General features: G+C 57.9%; 18 protein-coding genes. 5 read left to right on the top strand and 13 right to left on the bottom strand.

Going from position 1 to position 17,203, the window contains the following annotated elements; genetic code table 11:
• Positions 1 to 112: 112 nt before the first annotated feature.
• The 5 genes from purT to L9059_RS26845 all read right to left on the bottom strand — a co-directional run bounded on the left by purT (position 113) and on the right by L9059_RS26845 (position 3,378).
• Positions 113 to 1,294, bottom strand: coding sequence for a formate-dependent phosphoribosylglycinamide formyltransferase (gene purT / locus L9059_RS26865; protein ID WP_247293924.1), 1,182 nt, complete (start codon positions 1,292 to 1,294; stop codon positions 113 to 115).
• Positions 1,295 to 1,394: 100 nt separating this feature from the next.
• Complete coding sequence (locus tag L9059_RS26860) at positions 1,395 to 1,862, bottom strand: 7-cyano-7-deazaguanine/7-aminomethyl-7-deazaguanine transporter (protein WP_247293923.1); 468 nt, start codon at positions 1,860 to 1,862, stop codon at positions 1,395 to 1,397.
• Between the two features lie 138 nt (positions 1,863 to 2,000).
• Complete coding sequence (locus tag L9059_RS26855) at positions 2,001 to 2,204, bottom strand: DUF1289 domain-containing protein (RefSeq protein ID WP_247293922.1); 204 nt, start codon at positions 2,202 to 2,204, stop codon at positions 2,001 to 2,003.
• Complete coding sequence (locus tag L9059_RS26850; RefSeq protein ID WP_150701971.1) at positions 2,201 to 2,725, bottom strand: gamma carbonic anhydrase family protein; 525 nt, start codon at positions 2,723 to 2,725, stop codon at positions 2,201 to 2,203. Before L9059_RS26850 ends, L9059_RS26855 begins: the two co-directional genes overlap by 4 nt.
• A 53-nt stretch (positions 2,726 to 2,778) precedes the next feature.
• Positions 2,779 to 3,378, bottom strand: a complete 600-nt coding sequence (locus tag L9059_RS26845; protein ID WP_247293921.1) for a CoA pyrophosphatase — start codon at positions 3,376 to 3,378, stop codon at positions 2,779 to 2,781.
• A 146-nt stretch (positions 3,379 to 3,524) separates the two neighbouring features.
• Between L9059_RS26845 and L9059_RS26840 the strand changes: the two genes are divergently transcribed.
• From L9059_RS26840 to L9059_RS31130, 5 genes are all read left to right on the top strand, one after another.
• Entirely contained in the window at positions 3,525 to 4,076 is a 552-nt protein-coding gene (locus tag L9059_RS26840) for an NUDIX hydrolase (RefSeq protein ID WP_247293920.1), read from the top strand.
• Positions 4,077 to 4,184: 108 nt separating this feature from the next.
• Positions 4,185 to 4,688: a L,D-transpeptidase family protein gene (locus L9059_RS26835; protein WP_247293919.1), complete on the top strand. Its 504-nt coding sequence runs from the start codon at positions 4,185 to 4,187 to the stop codon at positions 4,686 to 4,688.
• Between the two features lie 363 nt (positions 4,689 to 5,051).
• Positions 5,052 to 6,731, top strand: a complete 1,680-nt coding sequence (gene leuA / locus L9059_RS26830; protein WP_247293918.1) for a 2-isopropylmalate synthase — start codon at positions 5,052 to 5,054, stop codon at positions 6,729 to 6,731.
• 389 nt (positions 6,732 to 7,120) lie between these two features.
• Positions 7,121 to 8,125 carry a M60 family metallopeptidase gene (locus L9059_RS26825; protein WP_247293917.1) on the top strand — a complete coding sequence of 335 codons (1,005 nt, stop codon included), beginning with the start codon at positions 7,121 to 7,123 and terminating at the stop codon, positions 8,123 to 8,125.
• Positions 8,031 to 8,393 carry a M60 family metallopeptidase gene (locus L9059_RS31130; RefSeq protein ID WP_428480303.1) on the top strand — a complete coding sequence of 121 codons (363 nt, stop codon included), beginning with the start codon at positions 8,031 to 8,033 and terminating at the stop codon, positions 8,391 to 8,393. Before L9059_RS26825 ends, L9059_RS31130 begins: the two co-directional genes overlap by 95 nt.
• Before the next feature lie 416 nt (positions 8,394 to 8,809).
• Here the strand turns inward: L9059_RS31130 and L9059_RS26820 are convergent, their stop codons facing one another.
• The 8 genes from L9059_RS26820 to L9059_RS26785 all read right to left on the bottom strand — a co-directional run.
• On the bottom strand, positions 8,810 to 9,601 hold the full coding sequence (locus L9059_RS26820) for an amidohydrolase (protein WP_247293916.1): 792 nt from the start codon (positions 9,599 to 9,601) through the stop codon (positions 8,810 to 8,812).
• Positions 9,589 to 10,737, bottom strand: a complete 1,149-nt coding sequence (locus L9059_RS26815) for a pyridoxal phosphate-dependent aminotransferase (RefSeq protein ID WP_247293915.1) — start codon at positions 10,735 to 10,737, stop codon at positions 9,589 to 9,591. The genes L9059_RS26820 and L9059_RS26815 overlap by 13 nt, the downstream gene beginning before the upstream one ends.
• A 151-nt stretch (positions 10,738 to 10,888) precedes the next feature.
• Positions 10,889 to 12,358, bottom strand: a complete 1,470-nt coding sequence (gene der / locus L9059_RS26810) for a ribosome biogenesis GTPase Der (protein WP_247293914.1) — start codon at positions 12,356 to 12,358, stop codon at positions 10,889 to 10,891.
• A 214-nt stretch (positions 12,359 to 12,572) separates the two neighbouring features.
• Positions 12,573 to 13,724, bottom strand: a complete 1,152-nt coding sequence (gene bamB, locus L9059_RS26805; RefSeq protein ID WP_247293913.1) for an outer membrane protein assembly factor BamB — start codon at positions 13,722 to 13,724, stop codon at positions 12,573 to 12,575.
• Positions 13,717 to 14,358, bottom strand: a complete 642-nt coding sequence (locus tag L9059_RS26800; RefSeq protein WP_247293912.1) for a tetratricopeptide repeat protein — start codon at positions 14,356 to 14,358, stop codon at positions 13,717 to 13,719. Before L9059_RS26800 ends, bamB begins: the two co-directional genes overlap by 8 nt.
• 40 nt (positions 14,359 to 14,398) lie before the next feature.
• Complete coding sequence (gene hisS / locus L9059_RS26795; RefSeq protein ID WP_247293911.1) at positions 14,399 to 15,688, bottom strand: histidine--tRNA ligase; 1,290 nt, start codon at positions 15,686 to 15,688, stop codon at positions 14,399 to 14,401.
• A 37-nt stretch (positions 15,689 to 15,725) separates the two neighbouring features.
• Positions 15,726 to 16,835 (bottom strand): flavodoxin-dependent (E)-4-hydroxy-3-methylbut-2-enyl-diphosphate synthase, encoded by a 1,110-nt coding sequence (ispG, locus tag L9059_RS26790; RefSeq protein WP_247293910.1) that lies wholly within the window; start codon positions 16,833 to 16,835, stop codon positions 15,726 to 15,728.
• A gap of 3 nt (positions 16,836 to 16,838) precedes the next feature.
• Positions 16,839 to 17,203 (bottom strand): DUF4115 domain-containing protein (locus L9059_RS26785; protein ID WP_247293909.1); only part of this gene is annotated, 365 nt, incomplete at its 5' end.

Here is a 17,203-nt window from a genome sequence, read left to right as displayed (position 1 = left end):
GGCAAAAGCTTCGCGAGCAAGCACGCTCCCACCGGGTTTGAGATGTACACAATATTGGTGAACACCATAGATCCTGTGGGAGCGGGCTTGCTCGCGAATGCCGCGCCTCGGTTTACAGCTCTACAACAACAGCCTGTGAGGCTCGGGTAGCCTTCGCCCGAGCCGCTTCAATCGACTCATCCCGCGCCAGCGCCACGCCCATGCGGCGCTGACCATTGACTTCCGGCTTGCCGAACAAACGCAACGCCGTGTCCGGCTCGCTCAACGCAGCGCCAAGATTATCGAACGCCGTCTGGGCCGACTGTCCTTCCACCAGAATCACCGCCGAAGCCGAAGGACCAAACTGACGGATCAACGGGATCGGCAAGCCAAGAATGGCCCGGGCGTGCAGCGCGAACTGCGACAGGTCCTGGGAAATCAGAGTGACCAGGCCAGTGTCGTGTGGACGCGGCGAAACTTCGCTGAACCACACCTGATCGCCCTTGATGAACAATTCGACGCCAAACAGGCCACGACCACCCAAGGCCTCGGTCACGGCTTTGGCGACTCGCTCGGACTCCGCCAGCGCGATCGGGCTCATGGCCTGCGGCTGCCAGGACTCCTGGTAATCGCCCTTCTCCTGGCGATGACCCACCGGCGCGCAGAACGTGGTACCGCCTACATGACGCACGGTCAGCAGAGTGATTTCGTAATCGAAGTCGATGAAGCCCTCGACGATCACCCGGCCTTTGCCGGCACGGCCGCCTTCTTGCGCGTAGTCCCACGCAGCCTTCACGTCATCGACACTGCGCAGCAGGCTCTGCCCCTTGCCCGAAGAGCTCATTACTGGCTTGACCACGCAAGGGAAGCCGAGGTCTTCGACCGCCTTGCTGTAATCCTCGAACGTGTCGGCGAAGTGGTATGGCGAAGTCGGCAGGTCAAGCTCTTCAGCCGCCAGGCGGCGGATGCCTTCACGGTTCATGGTCAGCTGCGCGGCACGCGCAGTCGGGATCACGGTGAAACCTTCGGCCTCCAGCTCGACCAGGGTCGCAGTGGCGATGGCTTCGATTTCCGGCACGATGAAGTGCGGCTTTTCTGCTTCGATGACCGCACGCAGGGCGGCACCGTCAAGCATGTTGATCACGTGGCTGCGATGCGCCACCTGCATGGCCGGTGCGTTGGCATAACGGTCCACGGCGATCACTTCAACGCCCAGGCGTTGCAGCTCGATCACCACTTCCTTGCCCAACTCGCCACAGCCACACAGCAATACGCGGGTCGCGGTCGGCGACAATGGAGTTCCGATACGGGTCATCTCAGGTCCTCAAAGAAGCGGATCATCGAGGGATGCAACGCAAGGCGCGCTTCCCATGGGGAGAAAGCGCGGCATTTTACATGAACCGGCGGGTTTGGCTTCAGCTGGCGACGGCCTGTTTGCGCAGGCGCCACGCCATGATCAGCCAGACGGCGGTCACGCCAGCGAACTTCGAGGCCATGGCGGTAAGGATCACGGCCGGGGTGAACGCGTCGATCATGCCAAAGAAGATGAACGTATCGAGGGGGATGCTCAGCGCCGAACTTATCCACAGGCGATCGTGCAGCGGACGCTTGGTGATACTGAACACGAGCCAGTCAATACACTCGGAGACCGCGAACGCCGTGGCGCTGGCCAGGGCGATGGACGGATCGGAGGTGACATAGGACAACACCAGCGCCGCCAGCATGGCGACGATCGCGCCGTGGCCAAAGCGCGTTTGCACCATGTCCCGCAGCACGAATACCAGACCACCCCAGGCCGACCAGATGATGTCCAGATGCGGGGCAGTGGAAAAGGCGTAGTTGATCAGCACGACGCTGCTGATGTAGGCGATCAAAAAAAGCATGGGACGAAAAGACACCTGTAGGAGCGAGCTTGCTCGCGAAGGACGTTAACGATTACGCGTAAAATCAGGTACCCCGTGGCGCCCTCAGGTTTTCGCGAGCAAGCTCGCTCCTACAAGGGCCGCGATGAACTTCCGGAGTTATTTGCCAAGCATCCACACAAGCCCGCTGGACTTCGCCCTTTCATGGCACAACCCCAACACCTTGCGCCGCTCGTCGTTGTCCATCCGGCTCCAGCGCGTGATCTCTTCGACCGTGCGCTGGCAACCGGTGCAGATGTCATCCTCGTCCAGCGCACAGACATTCACACAAGGCGAGCGCACCGGCCGTTCAGCGGTGCTCATTCTTCCTGCTCAGCCAGGTCGCGGGCATACCGCTGCGAGTTATGGACATAGTGCGCGGCGCTGGCCTCGAGCATTTTCTTTTGCTGTTCTGTCAATTCGCGCACCACTTTTCCCGGTGAGCCCATCACCAGGGAGCCATCGGGAATTTCCTTGCCCTCGCCGATCAGCGAATTCGCTCCGATGATGCAATTTTTACCGATTTTCGCACCGTTGAGAATCACCGCGTTGATGCCGATCAGGCTGTAATCCCCCACCGTGCAGCCATGCAGCATGGCATTGTGGCCAATGGTCACGCCGGTGCCGATGGTCAACGGGTAGCCCATGTCGGTATGCATCACAGTACCGTCCTGGACGTTGCTGTTTTTGCCGATCAGGATCAATTCATTGTCGCCACGCAGCACCGCGTTGAACCAGACGTTGGCGCCCTCCTCCAGTTTGACCTTGCCCACCAGTACGGCATTGGGGGCCACCCAGCTTTGCGGGTGGGTTTCGACTCGGGCGTCGCCCAGGCGGTATTTCATCTTGTTGTCCTCAGGGCCAGGCTGGCTTGGGTATTGCCATGCGAACGATGGCGTCAGGTATTGATAAAGCTTTTGGGCGGCTGGTGCAGGCTGATTTTCGCGTCATACAGCAGGTTGATCAACTCAACGACCATGATCGCCGTCAGGCCCCAGATCTTGTACTCGCCGTAACGGTAGCTCGGCACGTACCAGCTGCGACCCTGATAATCGATGCGATGGGTATGTTCGCGGGGGTCCTCGCGAAAAAACTCCAGCGGTACGCTGAACACTGCAGCGATCTCGGCATCGTTGGGCCGATACTCGACAAAATCCGGAATCACCCCGACATAAGGCGTGACCTTAATGCCATGCAGCGAGATCAGCGGGCTGAGTGGCCCGATCACTTCAACGAGCCCGGGCGGCAGGCCGATCTCTTCTTCGGCTTCGCGCAAGGCGGTGAAAATCAGGTCCGGGTCTTCAGGGTCGCGACGGCCTCCGGGAAACGCCACTTCACCTCCATGGGTCGAGAGCCCGCTGGCGCGCAGGGTCAGAACCAGTTCCGGTTCGTCACTGCGGGTGATGGGGACCAATACGGCAGCCTCGGGAAAACGTTTGTCGGTTTCCAGGGGGCGCGGCGTGTGGTTGCTTACCCGATGCAGTAGCTCGTCCAGCATGAATGATCTCGATCTGTGCCTTACCCTGCATCATGCACCAATCACACTGACCGCCCAAGCCCCGAACGGCCGTCTGTCGCGAAACGACAACTTGCCGACCGGCACCACCGCACGCCAAGATAGGCACAGCATTCAGGAACCCAAGCATGAAATTTTGCAGCCAGTGCGGCAACCCGGTGACCCAACGTATTCCCGAGGGCGATTCGCGCCTGCGGTTTGTCTGTGACAGCTGTCACACCATCCATTACCAGAACCCCAATATCGTCGCCGGCTGCGTGGCCACCTGGGGCTCAAAAGTTTTGTTGTGCCGGCGGGCCATCGAGCCTCGACTGGGATACTGGACCCTGCCCGCAGGGTTCATGGAGAACGGCGAGACCATTGAACAGGCAGCCATTCGCGAGACCGCCGAAGAAGCCTGCGCCCGGGTGCGCGACCTGAGCATCTATACCCTGATCGACGTACCACACATCAGCCAGGTGCACGTGTTCTATCGCGCCGAACTGGTGGACCTGGACTTTGCAGCAGGCATAGAAAGCCTCGAAGTGCAGCTTTTCGAGGAAGCCGACATCCCTTGGTCCGACCTGGCTTTCCGCACGGTGGGACGTACTCTAGAATGCTTCTTCGCTGACCGGCGGTCCGAGGTCTATCCCGTGCGATCGGAATCGATTCCGCCGCTGGCTCAGCCGGTCATTGTTTGATTGGAAATGTAGATTTTTTGCAAAGGCAAAAAATCGTCCACCTTCGGGCCAAACCTTCGGCAGCGCCTACAATAGATAGTCGCGACACCTCTTAGGGATATCGTTTCAATGCGCTGGTTGCTTGCCCTGTTTTGCCTGTCGTTCATTGCCGTGTCCCAGGCTTCCACCGTGGTGACCCTGGATGGCAAACCTATCGAAAAAGTGTTGGTGCTCAAGTCCGCTCATCAATTGCAATTGATTGCCGATGGCCAGGCGCTGCGCACCTACCGCATTTCCCTGGGCAAGCAGCCCAAGGGCGCCAAGTTGATGGAGGGCGACAAGCGCACCCCGGAAGGCTTTTACTGGGTGGACTGGCGCAAAGTCAGTGACCGCTTCAACCTGGCCATGCACATCTCCTATCCAAATGCGGCCGACTCTGCGCGATCACTGCGTGAAGGCGTCGCGCCTGGGGGCATGATCATGATCCACGGCACTCCCGATTCCTACGACTACCCGGAGAACCTGTTCCACACCCTGGACTGGACCGACGGATGCATTGCCATGCGCAATATGGACATGCGTGAAGTGTGGGGCCTGGTGCCGGATGGAACGATGATCGAGATTCGCCCGTAACCGCCCATTGCAACCGAAGCCTCGACACGAGAAAGCCGGCCTGATCGATTGCGCAGTGTTTAAACCATTAGCAATCATTAGGACAATCAGGGCTTATACGAGCAATTAAATCTCGCAAAAATGCCTCACAAGAGTATTCCTCTCAATTTTTTTCGACCGCTTGCCAACCTTCATCCTCGCGGTTAGGGTTGAAGGCATGAAAACCTCTCACACCCTCATTCAGCTTCGCCAGCACCGCAGTCTGTGCCTCGTCAGTGCACGACTGCCAGGCTGAATCGCGGTGCCTCGTCCTACGCTTCACCCCAGAACTTTTGATCCACCGGCAGGCCGCCTTTTTTCGGCCCCTACAACAAGGATTTCCCGATGAGCATGCTCAAAGACCCGTCTTCGAAGTACCGCGCGTTTCCGACCATCGACATCCCGGATCGCACCTGGCCGTCGAAGACCATCACCGCCGCGCCGATCTGGTGCAGCTCGGACCTGCGCGACGGCAACCAGTCGCTGATCGAACCAATGGACGCGGTTAAAAAGCTGCGCTTCTGGAAAACCCTGGTGCAGGTTGGCGTGAAAGAAATCGAAGCCTCGTTCCCGGCCGCTTCGCAAACCGACTTCGACTTCGTGCGCACCTTGATCGAAGGCAACCACATCCCGGACGACACCACCATCCAGGTGCTGACCCAGGGCCGTGAAGACCTGATCGAGCGCACCTTCGAATCCCTGCGCGGGGCAAAGAAAGCCATCGTTCACCTGTACAACGCGACCTCGCCGTCTTTCCGTCGCATTGTTTTCAATCAGGACAAGGATGGCATCAAAGAAATCGCCGTCAGCGCGGCCAAGCTGTTCGTCAAGTATGCCGCCCAGCAGCCGGAGACCGAGTGGACCTTCGAATACTCGCCAGAAACCTTCAGCGCCACTGAACTGGAGTTCGCCAAGGAAGTATGTGATGCGGTGATCGAGGTCTGGAAACCGACGCCCGAGCACAAGATGATCCTGAACTTGCCGGCCACCGTCGAATGCGCCACCCCGAACATCTATGCCGACCAGATCGAATGGTTCGGTCGTCACATCAATCGTCGTGACAGCGTGATCATCAGCCTGCACACCCACAACGACCGTGGCACCGGCGTTGCCGCTACCGAATTGGGCCTGATGGCCGGCGCTGATCGCGTCGAAGGCTGCCTGTTCGGCAATGGCGAGCGCACCGGTAACGTCGACCTCGTGACCGTGGCACTGAACCTCTACACCCAGGGCGTACACCCTGAACTCGACTTCTCGGACATCGACGGCGTGCGCAAGGTCGTCGAGGAGTGCAACCAGATCCAGGTGCATCCACGCCACCCTTACGTTGGCGACCTGGTTCACACCGCGTTCTCCGGCTCGCACCAGGACGCCATTCGCAAGGGCTTTGCCCAGCAGAAACAGGGCGCCTTGTGGGAAGTGCCGTACTTGCCGATCGACCCGGCCGATATTGGGCGTAGTTATGAGGCGGTGATTCGCGTCAACAGCCAATCGGGCAAAGGCGGTATCGCCTACCTGCTGGAACAGGAATACGACATCAGCTTGCCGCGTCGCATGCAGATCGAGTTCAGCCAGGTCGTCCAGGCCGAAACCGACCGCGTTGGCCTGGAGATGACCGCACCGCAGATCTACGCCTTGCTGCAGCGCGAGTACCTGCAAGCCAACACGCCGTACGCGCTGGTCAGCCATCGCCTGCAGGAAGAGAACGGCAACAGTTCGGTAGAAGTCGAAGTGTCGAGCAAAGGCCAAGGCGAAACCAACCTGCGCTGGCACGGCAAAGGCAACGGCGCCCTGGAAGCCCTGGTGGCCGGTTTGCCGATTCCTGTGGAGATCATGGACTACAACGAACACGCGATCGGCGCGGGCACCAATGCCAAGGCAGCGGCCTACATCGAACTGCGAGTCAATGGTGAGCGTGCGGTGCACGGCGTCGGTATCGACGAAAACATCACGACCGCCAGCTTCAAGGCCCTGTTCAGCGCACTGAACCGCTCGCTGAGCCAGCCGCAAGCAAAAGCGGCGTAAGGCTTTAGCTGCAATGCAAGAGGCCCCTGGGTGAGAACCTGGGGGCCTTTTTATTTACCTGATGTTTCGTGCGTTGTCTGTTATGACCCCTTCGTCGGAAACCGCGCACGATACACCGCCAACTCCAACGCATTCAGCACCACCTGAAATATCCCGTACCCCACGTTCGAGCTAGACATGACCATACGTCGGCACTGTCAATTATGACAGTAGAGTATCTGCAAACTTTCCCTATTGTGTTGTTACATCAACTGAAACAATGGCCATGGCATGAGCACACCATTAGTATTCACAGAGTCACTAGGCAAACTAGTAATTAAACCCCTTACGGTATCCACGCAGCAAAGCTTTAGGTTGGTAGAACTGGAAACCGCTGGAAGATTTGCAATATGCGGCTCTACCTTAATAAAAACTCATGCATTACGGCAGGCAACCCAGACGTATTGATAGAACTATACCCTGGATACATTACGCAACAGTTTGTACTGGAGGAATTTCCCGATGGCTCTTACGCGATACTTAATCACTACACACAGCTAGCACTGACTACTGTAGACGACCAAGTGCAAATGAGGCCATACTTTTCCGGCAACAGAAACCAGCGCTTTGAAAAATTCCTAAGGACGGACAACTCGACTGGTTTTCGCAAAGTAACAAGGTCAGTTTTCTCGGGCACACCAGACCCCATGGAGAGCATAACAAGGATTGAAAACTGGTTCTTTAACAGCTACAGGCAATCCACAGGCTTTTACACTCCAAAAAATACTCGCATCAAACTCGAAATCGCCTGTGAAAATGTATCCGGACAAAGTGATCCAAAACTTTGGGTCGGCGCACCTTTCGCCGACCCCGACACTCAATATTCACGCCCACGCGTCTATTCATTGCAAGAGGGCGAAAATACAATCACAGATCCAGGCGGGGGAATTATCTACCTCCAACTGACTGGCGAACGCAACACTGCAAATTTAAGTTTTTTAGAGGGCATCATCGACCTGCCCTACTTCGAAGCTAAAAAGACAAGACACCATGAATACATGGATATGCTTCAACAATGGAATTTATCGCCCTATGTGGAACTATATTCCGAGCGCTCGCAAGTTACCGTCAGCCGCTCCGCAGCCTTGGCATACGCGCCCACCAGTGAAAGTGACATGGATACGCTCATGTGGGTATACGAAACTATAATCTCTACCAGTGAAGACGTCATAGGCCTTGATGCATCCACACCCCTTCACACTCGCGCGGCTTGGAAATACCACCTTGTTCTCGGCAATTACGGGGGCGCCGGCGGCGCACATGCTAGCCATGGACATACGGCTTACATGGAATACTTTGCTCAGGAAATGCTCACACCGGAATACCTTAAAAAATCCTGGGGGGGTGCCCCATGAGTTAGGCCACCAAAACCAGATGCTTGGTTACAAAGCTCCCGAGTTTAGTGAAGTCACCAACAATATCAGTGCACTTGCCGTACAGCGAGCATTCGGGCTACCGTCGATACTGCTCGCCAAAGGTGATGACGGTCTGGACACTTGGGCCATTCTGCTAAATAAACTCAACACTCCCCAAGCCAAGATCGAACTCTCGACTTGTATGAACGCCTCGCTGTACTTGAACAGCTCAGACTTGCACTGGGTGACGACTTCTGGAAAACGATGAATAAAACAACCAGAGAAAAATGGCATTCCAACGGTTATAGCCCGGCCCCCTCGAAAGCCTATGATAATTTTGCGCTGTTTGCCTGCATGGCTGCAAAAAAAACCTGCTTGATTACTTCACCGCATGGGGATTCCCCATTACGGAGAGCGGAAAACTAGAGATCCAAAAATTGAATCTACCTTCCCCCACCGCACCAATCCAGACACTTAGAGAAAAAGCCTCATTGGACCTTGACCACTTGCCTCACCAAGTCTTGATTGACTGTACCCTCAACACGGAGCCTCGAAAGACGTAGAAACTAATTCCGAACCAAAACTTGAACTGTGAAAGCTCACAACTAAAACTGTAACGTTAAACAGTGTGAACTTTCACCTTTTTCAGTACACATCAAAAATAACTGATCCGGCATTTAGCACTTAGGTAAACAAAAAGGTATCCGCATCCAGATTCGCCGGAAACCTTGTGCGGTACGCCGCCAATTCCGCCGCGTCGAGTACCACCTGAAACACCCCATCGGCTTCCCCCGCACCCAGCAACGTCTCACCCTGGAAATCCAGCACCTGGCTGTCCCCGGTGTAGGCAAAGCCCTTGCCGTCGGTGCCCACGCGATTCACCGCCGCGACATAACACAGGTTTTCAATCGCCCGCGCCGGCAGCAGGCGGTTCCAGTGTTGGCGCCGCGCCCCGGGCCAGTTCGCGGTGTACAGCAACAGGTCGGTGTCCTGTGAGTCACGGCTCCACACCGGGAACCTCAGGTCGTAGCAGATCAGCGGACGCACACGCCAGCCCTTGAGCTCGAATTGCACCTGGCGCTCGCCCGGGGTGTAGTGGTTGTGTTCACCCGCCATGCGAAACAGATGGCGCTTGTCGTAATGCAGCACCTCGCCGTCCGGGCGCGCCCACAACAGGCGATTGCGATGGCTGCCATCGCTGGCTTGAACGATGACACTGCCGGTAATCACGGCGTCGAACTTCGCCGCCTGCAGCCGCAACCATTTGCTGGTGGGACCGTTCTCCGGCTCGGCCAGAGTCTGGGACTCCATGGAGAAACCGGTAGTGAACATTTCCGGCAGGATAATCAGGTCCGCGCCGCGTGCCTGCTCCAGCAGTTGCTCGAAGTGCTCCAGGTTTGCCTGACGGTCGTGCCAAGCGAGCGTGGTCTGGATCAGCGCAATGTTCAGATTCGGCAAGGTACTCAGATCACGCATAGTTTTTCCGCTGCTTCACGCAGGGTCTCCTCTCGTTTGGCGAAGCACAGGCGTATCAAGCGCTGGCCTTCGGGCGGGGACTGATAGAACACCGAGATCGGGATACTTGCCACGCCGTGTTCACGGGTCATCCACAGCGCCATGTCGACGTCATTGAGGTCCGGGCGGATCTGCGAGTAGTCGACCAACTGGAAATAGGTACCCGCCACCCGATTGAACGTGAAGCGCGACGGCGCCAGCAAATCGCAGAACAGGTCGCGTTTGGCCTGGTAGAACGCCGGCAGCTCCTCGACATGCTCCGGGTGCTCGACCATGAAGTCGGCCAGGGCAAATTGCAGCGGCGTTACCCCGCAGAAGCTGACGTACTGGTGAACTTTGCGCATTTCCGCGGTGAGGGCCGGTGGAGCAACCACATAGCCGGTTTTCCAGCCCGTGACGTGATAGGTCTTGCCAAAGGAGCTGATCACGAATGCGCGCTGGTACAACTCTTCGTGGGCCAGCACGCTGACGTGAGGCACGCCGTCGAACACCAGATGTTCGTAGACCTCGTCGCTGATGAGGTAGATATCGCGATCACGGATCAACTGCGCCAGTTGATCCAGCTCGGCACGACTGATCAGTGCACCGCTGGGGTTATGCGGTGTATTGAGAACGATCATTCGCGTACGCGGCGTAATGGCTTCGGCGAGCGCCTGGAAGTCGATGGCGAAATCATCCAGCCCAAGCTGCACATGAACACAACGACCGCCGGCTAGCTCCACCGAAGGTTCATAGCTGTCGTAGCAAGGGTCGAATACGATCACTTCGTCGCCGCTGTTGATAACGGCCTGGATCGCGCAGAAGATCGCCTGAGTCGCACCCGGGGTGATCGTCACTTCGCTGTCGGCATCGACGTGGATGCGGTAGCTGCGAGCGATCTTGGTTGCCACTTGCTGCCGCAAGGCCGGCAGGCCAGTCATTGGCGAGTACTGGTTGTGGCCCTGGGCGATGTGCCGGCCTACCGCATCGCACAGCGCCTGCGGGGCATCGAAATCGGGAAAGCCCTGGGACAGATTCAACGCGCCGGTTTGCGCCGCGAGCTGCGACATCTGAGTGAAGATAGTGATGCCGACATTCGGCAGCTTACTGGTGATCATCGGTGGGCCCCTGCAGGTGAGCTGCAAGTTTCCAGCTGCATGCTGCAAGTGGTCAAGCATCAAACCTGCAGATGCAAAAAAGGGCCCCAAAAAGGGCCCTTCTACGCTGACTTGAAGCTGAAGTATTGAGGCTTCAAGCTTACCGCTACTTCTATTTCTTATCGCGGCGCTTCTTGTCGGCTTTCTTGTGGTGCGACATCATCCGGCGTTTTTTGTTGACCTGGCGGTCGGTGAGCGAATTCTTGTTACCTTCGTACGGGTTCTCGCCGCCTTTGAACTCGATGCGGATCGGCGTACCAACCAGCTTCAGAACACGGCGATAAGTGTTTTCCAGATAACGAACGTAAGACTTCGGCACCTTCTCGATCTGGTTACCGTGGATCACGATGATCGGCGGGTTAGCACCACCCAAGTGGGCATAACGCAGCTTGATACGGCGGTTGTTGACCATCGGTGGCGCGTGCTCACCGACCGCGTCTTCCAGGATCTGGGTCAGGCGGTTGGTTGGCCAGCGGGTGACCGCGGACTTGAACGAGTTCTGTACCGAAGCGTATAGGTTGCCCACGCCGGTGCCGTGCAGCGCCGAGATGAAGTGGATGTCAGCGTAGTCAACGAAGAACAGTCGACGTTGCAACTCGACCTTCACGAAGTCACGCTCGCTCGGAGTCATGCCGTCCCACTTGTTGATCGCAATGACCAGCGCGCGACCCGACTCGATGGCAAAGCCCAGCAGGTTGAGGTCGTGATCCACCACGCCTTCGCGGGCGTCCATCACGAAGATGACCACGTTGGCGTCTTTGATCGCCTGCAGGGTTTTCACCACGGAGAACTTTTCAACTTCTTCGTGGATCTTGCCGCGCTTACGCACACCTGCGGTGTCGATCAGCGTGTACTTCTCGTCGTTACGCTCGAACGGGATGTAGATACTGTCGCGGGTGGTACCCGGCTGGTCATAAACGATTACCCGGTCTTCACCAAGCATGCGGTTGACCAGGGTCGACTTGCCGACGTTCGGACGGCCGATGATGGCGATCTTGATCCCGTCTTTTTCGCTTGGGCCAGGAATGCGCTTGGCTTCCTCACCTTCGGCAACGATCTCTTCTTCGCCATCTTCCGGCTCTTCTTCGTCTTTCGGGAAGTCGCTGAGAGCGATTTCCAGCATCTGGGTGATGCCACGACCATGGGCGCCAGCGATCGGGATCGCGTGGCCCATGCCCAACGGGGCGAATTCGGCGCGGGCCATTTCCGGGTCGATGTTGTCGACCTTGTTGGCAACCACGTAGGAGCGCTTGTTACGTTTGCGCAAATGCTCGGCGATCATCTGGTCGGCGGCGGTGAAACCGGCCTTGGCATCTACCAGGAACAACACCACATCTGCTTCTTCAATGGCCAGCAGCGACTGCTCGGCCATTTTTTCGTCCATACCGTGCTCGTCACCAGAGATACCGCCGGTGTCGACCAGAATGTAGGAACGCCCTTGCCATTTGGCCTCACCGTATTGGCGATCACGGGTCAGACCGGACAAGTCGCCGACGATGGCGTCACGAGTCCTGGTCAGGCGGTTGAACAAGGTGGACTTGCCGACGTTGGGTCGGCCCACCAGGGCGATTACGGGAACCATGCGGCTCTCCACTTCGTTATTTCAGAAAATACAAAAGCCGCTGCTAGGCAGCGGCTGGTGCTCGGGGCATTTCATGTAGGAGCGAGCTTGCTCGCGAGAAACGCAATGACACCGCGTTTAATCAGGTAGCCAACGTAATAGTTGACGTCCATCGCGAGCGAGCTCGCTCCTACAGAAGCCGCTCGGGGGTTAAACCCCAAGCATAGTCAAACCTTTACTTGATGGTCAGGGCTTCCAGTTTGCCGCTGTTGCCATACACATAAATCATGTCACCCATCACCAGCGGCCGGGCGCGCAGGCCGTCGCTATCGATGCGCTCGCGACCGACGAAGCGACCATCTACCTGGCTCAGCAGGTGCAGGTAGCCTTCCATATCACCGACAGCCACGTAGCTGGAGAACACTTCCGGAGCCGACAGTTGACGGCGAGCCAGCGAATCGTTGGTCCACAAAGCTGTGGTGGTACGTTCGTCAACGCCTTCAACGGTGCCCGAGGACAGGCTTACGTAGACGCTGCCAAAACCCTGGGCGACACCGGCATAGCTGGAAGCATCACGCTGCCAGAGCTGACGACCGCTTTCCAGGTCAAGTGCCGCAACGCGACCCTGATAGCTGGCCACATACACCGTGCCACCGGACAGCAGCAAGCCGCCGTCGATATCGACCACACGCTCCAACTCCGAACGACCTTGTGGAATGGCAACGCGTTGTTCCCAGACCGGCACGCCGTTGGAGATGTCCAGGGCCACCACTTTACCGGTCGACAGGCCAGCCACCGCGAAGCGATTGGTCACGATCGGAGCACTGGTACCGCGCAGGGTCAGGACTGCAGGGGTGCTGTCATACAACCAGCGCTGGTTGCCGGTGGCGGCATCCAGGCCGATCAGACGATCATCCTGAGTCTGAACCACCACCACATCACCATTGCTGGCAGGCGGTGCGAGGACTTCACTGGACACGCGAGCGCGCCATTTCTCTTCACCGTTGCTGGCATCCAGGGCAACGATTTCGCCCTTGAGCGTACCGATCATGACCAGCCCATAACCTACGCCAACGGCGCCGGAAACTGGCAACTCAAGATCTTTCTCCCATTTGACGTCGCCGTTGCTACGATCCATCGACATCACCACGCCAGTGACGTCGGCGGCATAGATGGTATCGCCATCGATCGCCGGAACCAGCATGTTATAGGTCTCGCCCTGACCGTCACCGATCGAACGACTCCACTGCTTCTGCAAAACCACTTCTTCTTTGAAGTCGGTCAACTCGGCCGGTGGCAATTCCTTTTTGCTGTTGCTGCTGCAACCCGCGGCCAAAATGGCCAGAGCCAGCAATGCTGCATGTTTCCAACGGATCACGTCACGCATCCCCTTTGGCCAGGTCATCCAGCTTGATTTGTAGGCCACCTACTGCCGCTTCATCCGACAGTGCCGCCTTGGCTTTTTGATACGCCGTGTTTGCTTCATCAGTGCGGCCCAGTTTCACCAGCAGGTCACCCTTGAGTTCTTCACGGGTGGCTAGGAAGGCGGTGTCGGCGTCGCCTTCGAGCAGTTTCAGGGCTTCATCAGCCTTGTCCTGCGCAGCCAGAACCTGCGCCAGGCGCTGACGGGCGATTTCGCCCAATGCCGAATTGGCCGGTTTGGCGACGATCGCTCTCAGCTCACTTGCCGCGTCATCCAGCTTGCCGCTGTCGACTGCGACCTTGGCCACGAACAGGCTGCCGTACTGCGCGTACGCGGTGCCGCCGAACTCACTGTTGAGCTTGCCGGCCAGGTCCGATACACGGGCCACATCAGGTTTTCCGTCAGGGGTCAGCGTGGTTTCGAGCAATTGCTGATAGAGAATCGAGGCGCCTTGTGCCTGATTGCTCTGATACTTCTGAAAGGCCTGCCAGCCGAACACGATGACCAGCGCCAACAGGCCGCCAGTGACCAGGGGCTTGCCGTTGCGTGTCCACCATTCCTTCAAATCCGCCAGGTTTTCGTCTTCGGTACTCGACACCCCAATACTCCTTAATCGCTAAATCAGCTGTTTGACAGCTTCAACCCTGCACGACGCAGGTGGCCAGGTGTGCAGCAAGCGCATCCCAGGCAATGCTTTGTTGTTCGCCCTGGCCACGCAGGGGTTTGAAACCTACCACTTGCTGGGCCATTTCGTCGTCGCCAAGGATCAGCGCGTACAACGCACCGCTCTTGTCGGCCTTCTTGAACTGGCTTTTGAAGCTGCCGGCGCCGGCATTGACTTGCAGGCGCAGGTTGGGTAATTGATCACGCACTCGCTCGGCCAGGGTCAGGCCGGCCAATTCGGCTGCTTCGCCGAATGCGCACAGGTAGACGTCAACCTGACGGGAAATCTCTGCCGGGATCTGCTCCAGCGTTTCCAGCAGCAGGACCAGACGCTCGATACCCATCGCAAAACCGACGCCCGCAGTCGGCTTACCGCCCATCTGCTCGACCAGGCCATCGTAACGTCCACCGGCACAAACGGTGCCCTGGGCGCCCAGCTTGTCAGTGACCCATTCGAAAACAGTCTTGCTGTAATAATCCAGCCCGCGCACCAGCTTCGGGTTGATCACATAAGGAATACCGGCAGCATCCAGGCGAGCCTTGAGGCCCTCGAAGTGCACGCGGGACTCTTCGTCGAGGTAGTCGGCCATCTTCGGCGCATCCACCAGCACGGCTTGAGTGTCGGCGTTCTTGGTGTCCAGGACGCGCAACGGGTTGGTTTTCAGGCGGCGCTGGCTGTCTTCGTCCAGCTTGTCCAGACGCGCCGAAAGATACTCGACCAGCGCCACGCGGTAACGACCACGGGACTCGGCAGTGCCCAGGCTGTTGAGTTCAAGCTTGACCGCGTCACGAATCCCCAACTCGCCCCACAGGCGCCAGGTCAGCACGATCAGCTCGGCGTCGATGTCCGGACCGTCAAGGTTGAACACCTCCACCCCGATCTGGTGAAACTGGCGATAACGGCCTTTCTGCGGACGCTCGTGGCGGAACATCGGACCGATGTACCAGAGTTTCTGCACTTGGCCACCACCGGTGATGCCGTGTTCCAGAACCGCACGCACACAAGCTGCCGTACCTTCAGGCCGCAGGGTCAGGGAGTCGCCGTTGCGGTCGTCGAAGGTGTACATCTCTTTTTCGACGATGTCGGTCACCTCACCGATGGAGCGCTTGAACAGCTCGGTGAATTCAACGATCGGCATACGGATCTGCTTGTAACCGTAGTTATCCAGCAAACGCGAGACGGTGCCTTCGAAATGACGCCACAGGGGAGTCTGTTCGGGCAGGATGTCGTTCATGCCACGTATGGCTTGCAGAGACTTGCTCACTATAAATCCTTAAATTCGTTCGGCTCTTCAGTCGGGCTCAGCCGCGCGCGATAACCGCTGCGTCAGCTTCGACCTTCTCGGCCGCTTTCCGGCGGATCAAGCGTTCAAGCTCATCCACCAGATTGTCATTCGTCAGTTTCTGCGACGGTTTGCCGTCGATGTAAATGAGGTTCGGTGTACCGCCAGTCAAGCCTATATGGGCTTCCTTGGCTTCGCCGGGGCCATTGACCACGCAACCGATCACCGCGACATCCAGCGGCACCAGCAGGTCTTCAAGGCGTCCTTCCAGCTCGTTCATGGTCTTGACCACATCGAAATTCTGCCGCGAGCAGCTCGGGCAGGCGATGAAGTTGATGCCACGGGAACGCAAGTGCAGGGATTTGAGGATGTCGTAGCCGACTTTCACTTCCTCGACCGGATCAGCCGCCAACGAGATGCGAATAGTATCGCCAATCCCTTCGGCTAGCAGCATACCGAGGCCCACGGCGGATTTCACCGTGCCTGAACGTAAACCACCGGCTTCGGTGATACCCAGGTGCAACGGCTGGACGATTTCTTTCGCCAACAAACGATAGGCTTCGACGGCCATGAACACGTCGGAGGCCTTCACGCTGACCTTGAAGTCCTGGAAATTCAGGCGTTCAAGGTGCTCGACGTGACGCAGGGCGGACTCGACCAGCGCAGCGGGGGTCGGCTCGCCGTATTTCTTCTGCAGGTCTTTTTCAAGGGAACCGGCGTTGACACCGATGCGGATCGGAATCCCGCGATCACGGGCGGCATCGACCACCGCACGCACGCGATCTTCGCGACCGATGTTACCCGGGTTGATGCGCAGGCAGTCAACGCCCAGCTCAGCGACTCGCAAAGCGATTTTGTAGTCGAAATGGATGTCGGCCACCAACGGCACTTTGACCAGTTGCTTGATCTTGCCGAATGCTTCGGCAGCGTCCATGTCTGGAACAGAAATGCGCACGATGTCAACGCCCGCTGCCTCCAGACGGTTGATCTGGGCCACAGTGGCCGCGACGTCATTGGTATCGCTGTTGGTCATGCTCTGCACAGCGATAGGCGCATCGCCGCCCACGGGCACATTACCGACCCAGATCTTGCGAGATTCGCGACGTTTGATTGGAGATTCGCCGTGCATGACTTATTGACCCAACTTCAGGCGAGCAGTCTCGCCACTGGTGAACGGAGCGACATCGACCACCTGCCCGTTATAGCTAAGCTGCGCGCCACGAGCGTAGCCCAGACGCACCGCAAAGGGTGGTTTGCCGCTGACGGAAACATTTTCGCCTTTACGCTTGAGACCACTCAACAGCACCTTACCGGTGCCATCGGTGACTTGCGTCCAGCAATCGGCGGTGAACTGCAGGGAAACCTGGCCCTGACCAACGACTGCAGCGGGCGTTGCAACGGCGGGAACGCTCAGTGCAACCGGAGCAGTCACCACCGGCGCTGGCACGACAGGAACGGCCGGGGCAGGAGTCACCGGGGTCGCAGCGGCCGGCGCAG

It is taken from the genome of Pseudomonas violetae, from assembly GCF_023072615.1.
GTDB classification, from domain to species: Bacteria; Pseudomonadota; Gammaproteobacteria; order Pseudomonadales; family Pseudomonadaceae; genus Aquipseudomonas; species Aquipseudomonas violetae.
The sequence above is the reverse complement of the archived record's forward strand: the minus strand, read 5'-3'. Positions and strand labels throughout refer to the sequence as shown.

Excerpts from the sequence above, each read along its gene's own strand:
- purT (WP_247293924.1), bottom strand. The coding sequence starts at position 1,294 with ATGACCCGTATCGGAACTCCATTGTCGCCGACCGCGACCCGCGTATTG.
- L9059_RS26860 (WP_247293923.1), bottom strand. The coding sequence starts at position 1,862 with ATGCTTTTTTTGATCGCCTACATCAGCAGCGTCGTGCTGATCAACTAC.
- L9059_RS26855 (WP_247293922.1), bottom strand. The coding sequence starts at position 2,204 with ATGAGCACCGCTGAACGGCCGGTGCGCTCGCCTTGTGTGAATGTCTGT.
- L9059_RS26850 (WP_150701971.1), bottom strand. The coding sequence starts at position 2,725 with ATGAAATACCGCCTGGGCGACGCCCGAGTCGAAACCCACCCGCAAAGC.
- L9059_RS26845 (WP_247293921.1), bottom strand. The coding sequence starts at position 3,378 with ATGCTGGACGAGCTACTGCATCGGGTAAGCAACCACACGCCGCGCCCC.
- L9059_RS26840 (WP_247293920.1), top strand. The coding sequence starts at position 3,525 with ATGAAATTTTGCAGCCAGTGCGGCAACCCGGTGACCCAACGTATTCCC.
- L9059_RS26835 (WP_247293919.1), top strand. The coding sequence starts at position 4,185 with ATGCGCTGGTTGCTTGCCCTGTTTTGCCTGTCGTTCATTGCCGTGTCC.
- leuA (WP_247293918.1), top strand. The coding sequence starts at position 5,052 with ATGAGCATGCTCAAAGACCCGTCTTCGAAGTACCGCGCGTTTCCGACC.
- L9059_RS26825 (WP_247293917.1), top strand. The coding sequence starts at position 7,121 with ATGCGGCTCTACCTTAATAAAAACTCATGCATTACGGCAGGCAACCCA.
- L9059_RS31130 (WP_428480303.1), top strand. The coding sequence starts at position 8,031 with ATGCTAGCCATGGACATACGGCTTACATGGAATACTTTGCTCAGGAAA.
- L9059_RS26820 (WP_247293916.1), bottom strand. The coding sequence starts at position 9,601 with ATGCGTGATCTGAGTACCTTGCCGAATCTGAACATTGCGCTGATCCAG.
- L9059_RS26815 (WP_247293915.1), bottom strand. The coding sequence starts at position 10,737 with ATGATCACCAGTAAGCTGCCGAATGTCGGCATCACTATCTTCACTCAG.
- der (WP_247293914.1), bottom strand. The coding sequence starts at position 12,358 with ATGGTTCCCGTAATCGCCCTGGTGGGCCGACCCAACGTCGGCAAGTCC.
- bamB (WP_247293913.1), bottom strand. The coding sequence starts at position 13,724 with ATGCGTGACGTGATCCGTTGGAAACATGCAGCATTGCTGGCTCTGGCC.
- ispG (WP_247293910.1), bottom strand. The coding sequence starts at position 16,835 with ATGCACGGCGAATCTCCAATCAAACGTCGCGAATCTCGCAAGATCTGG.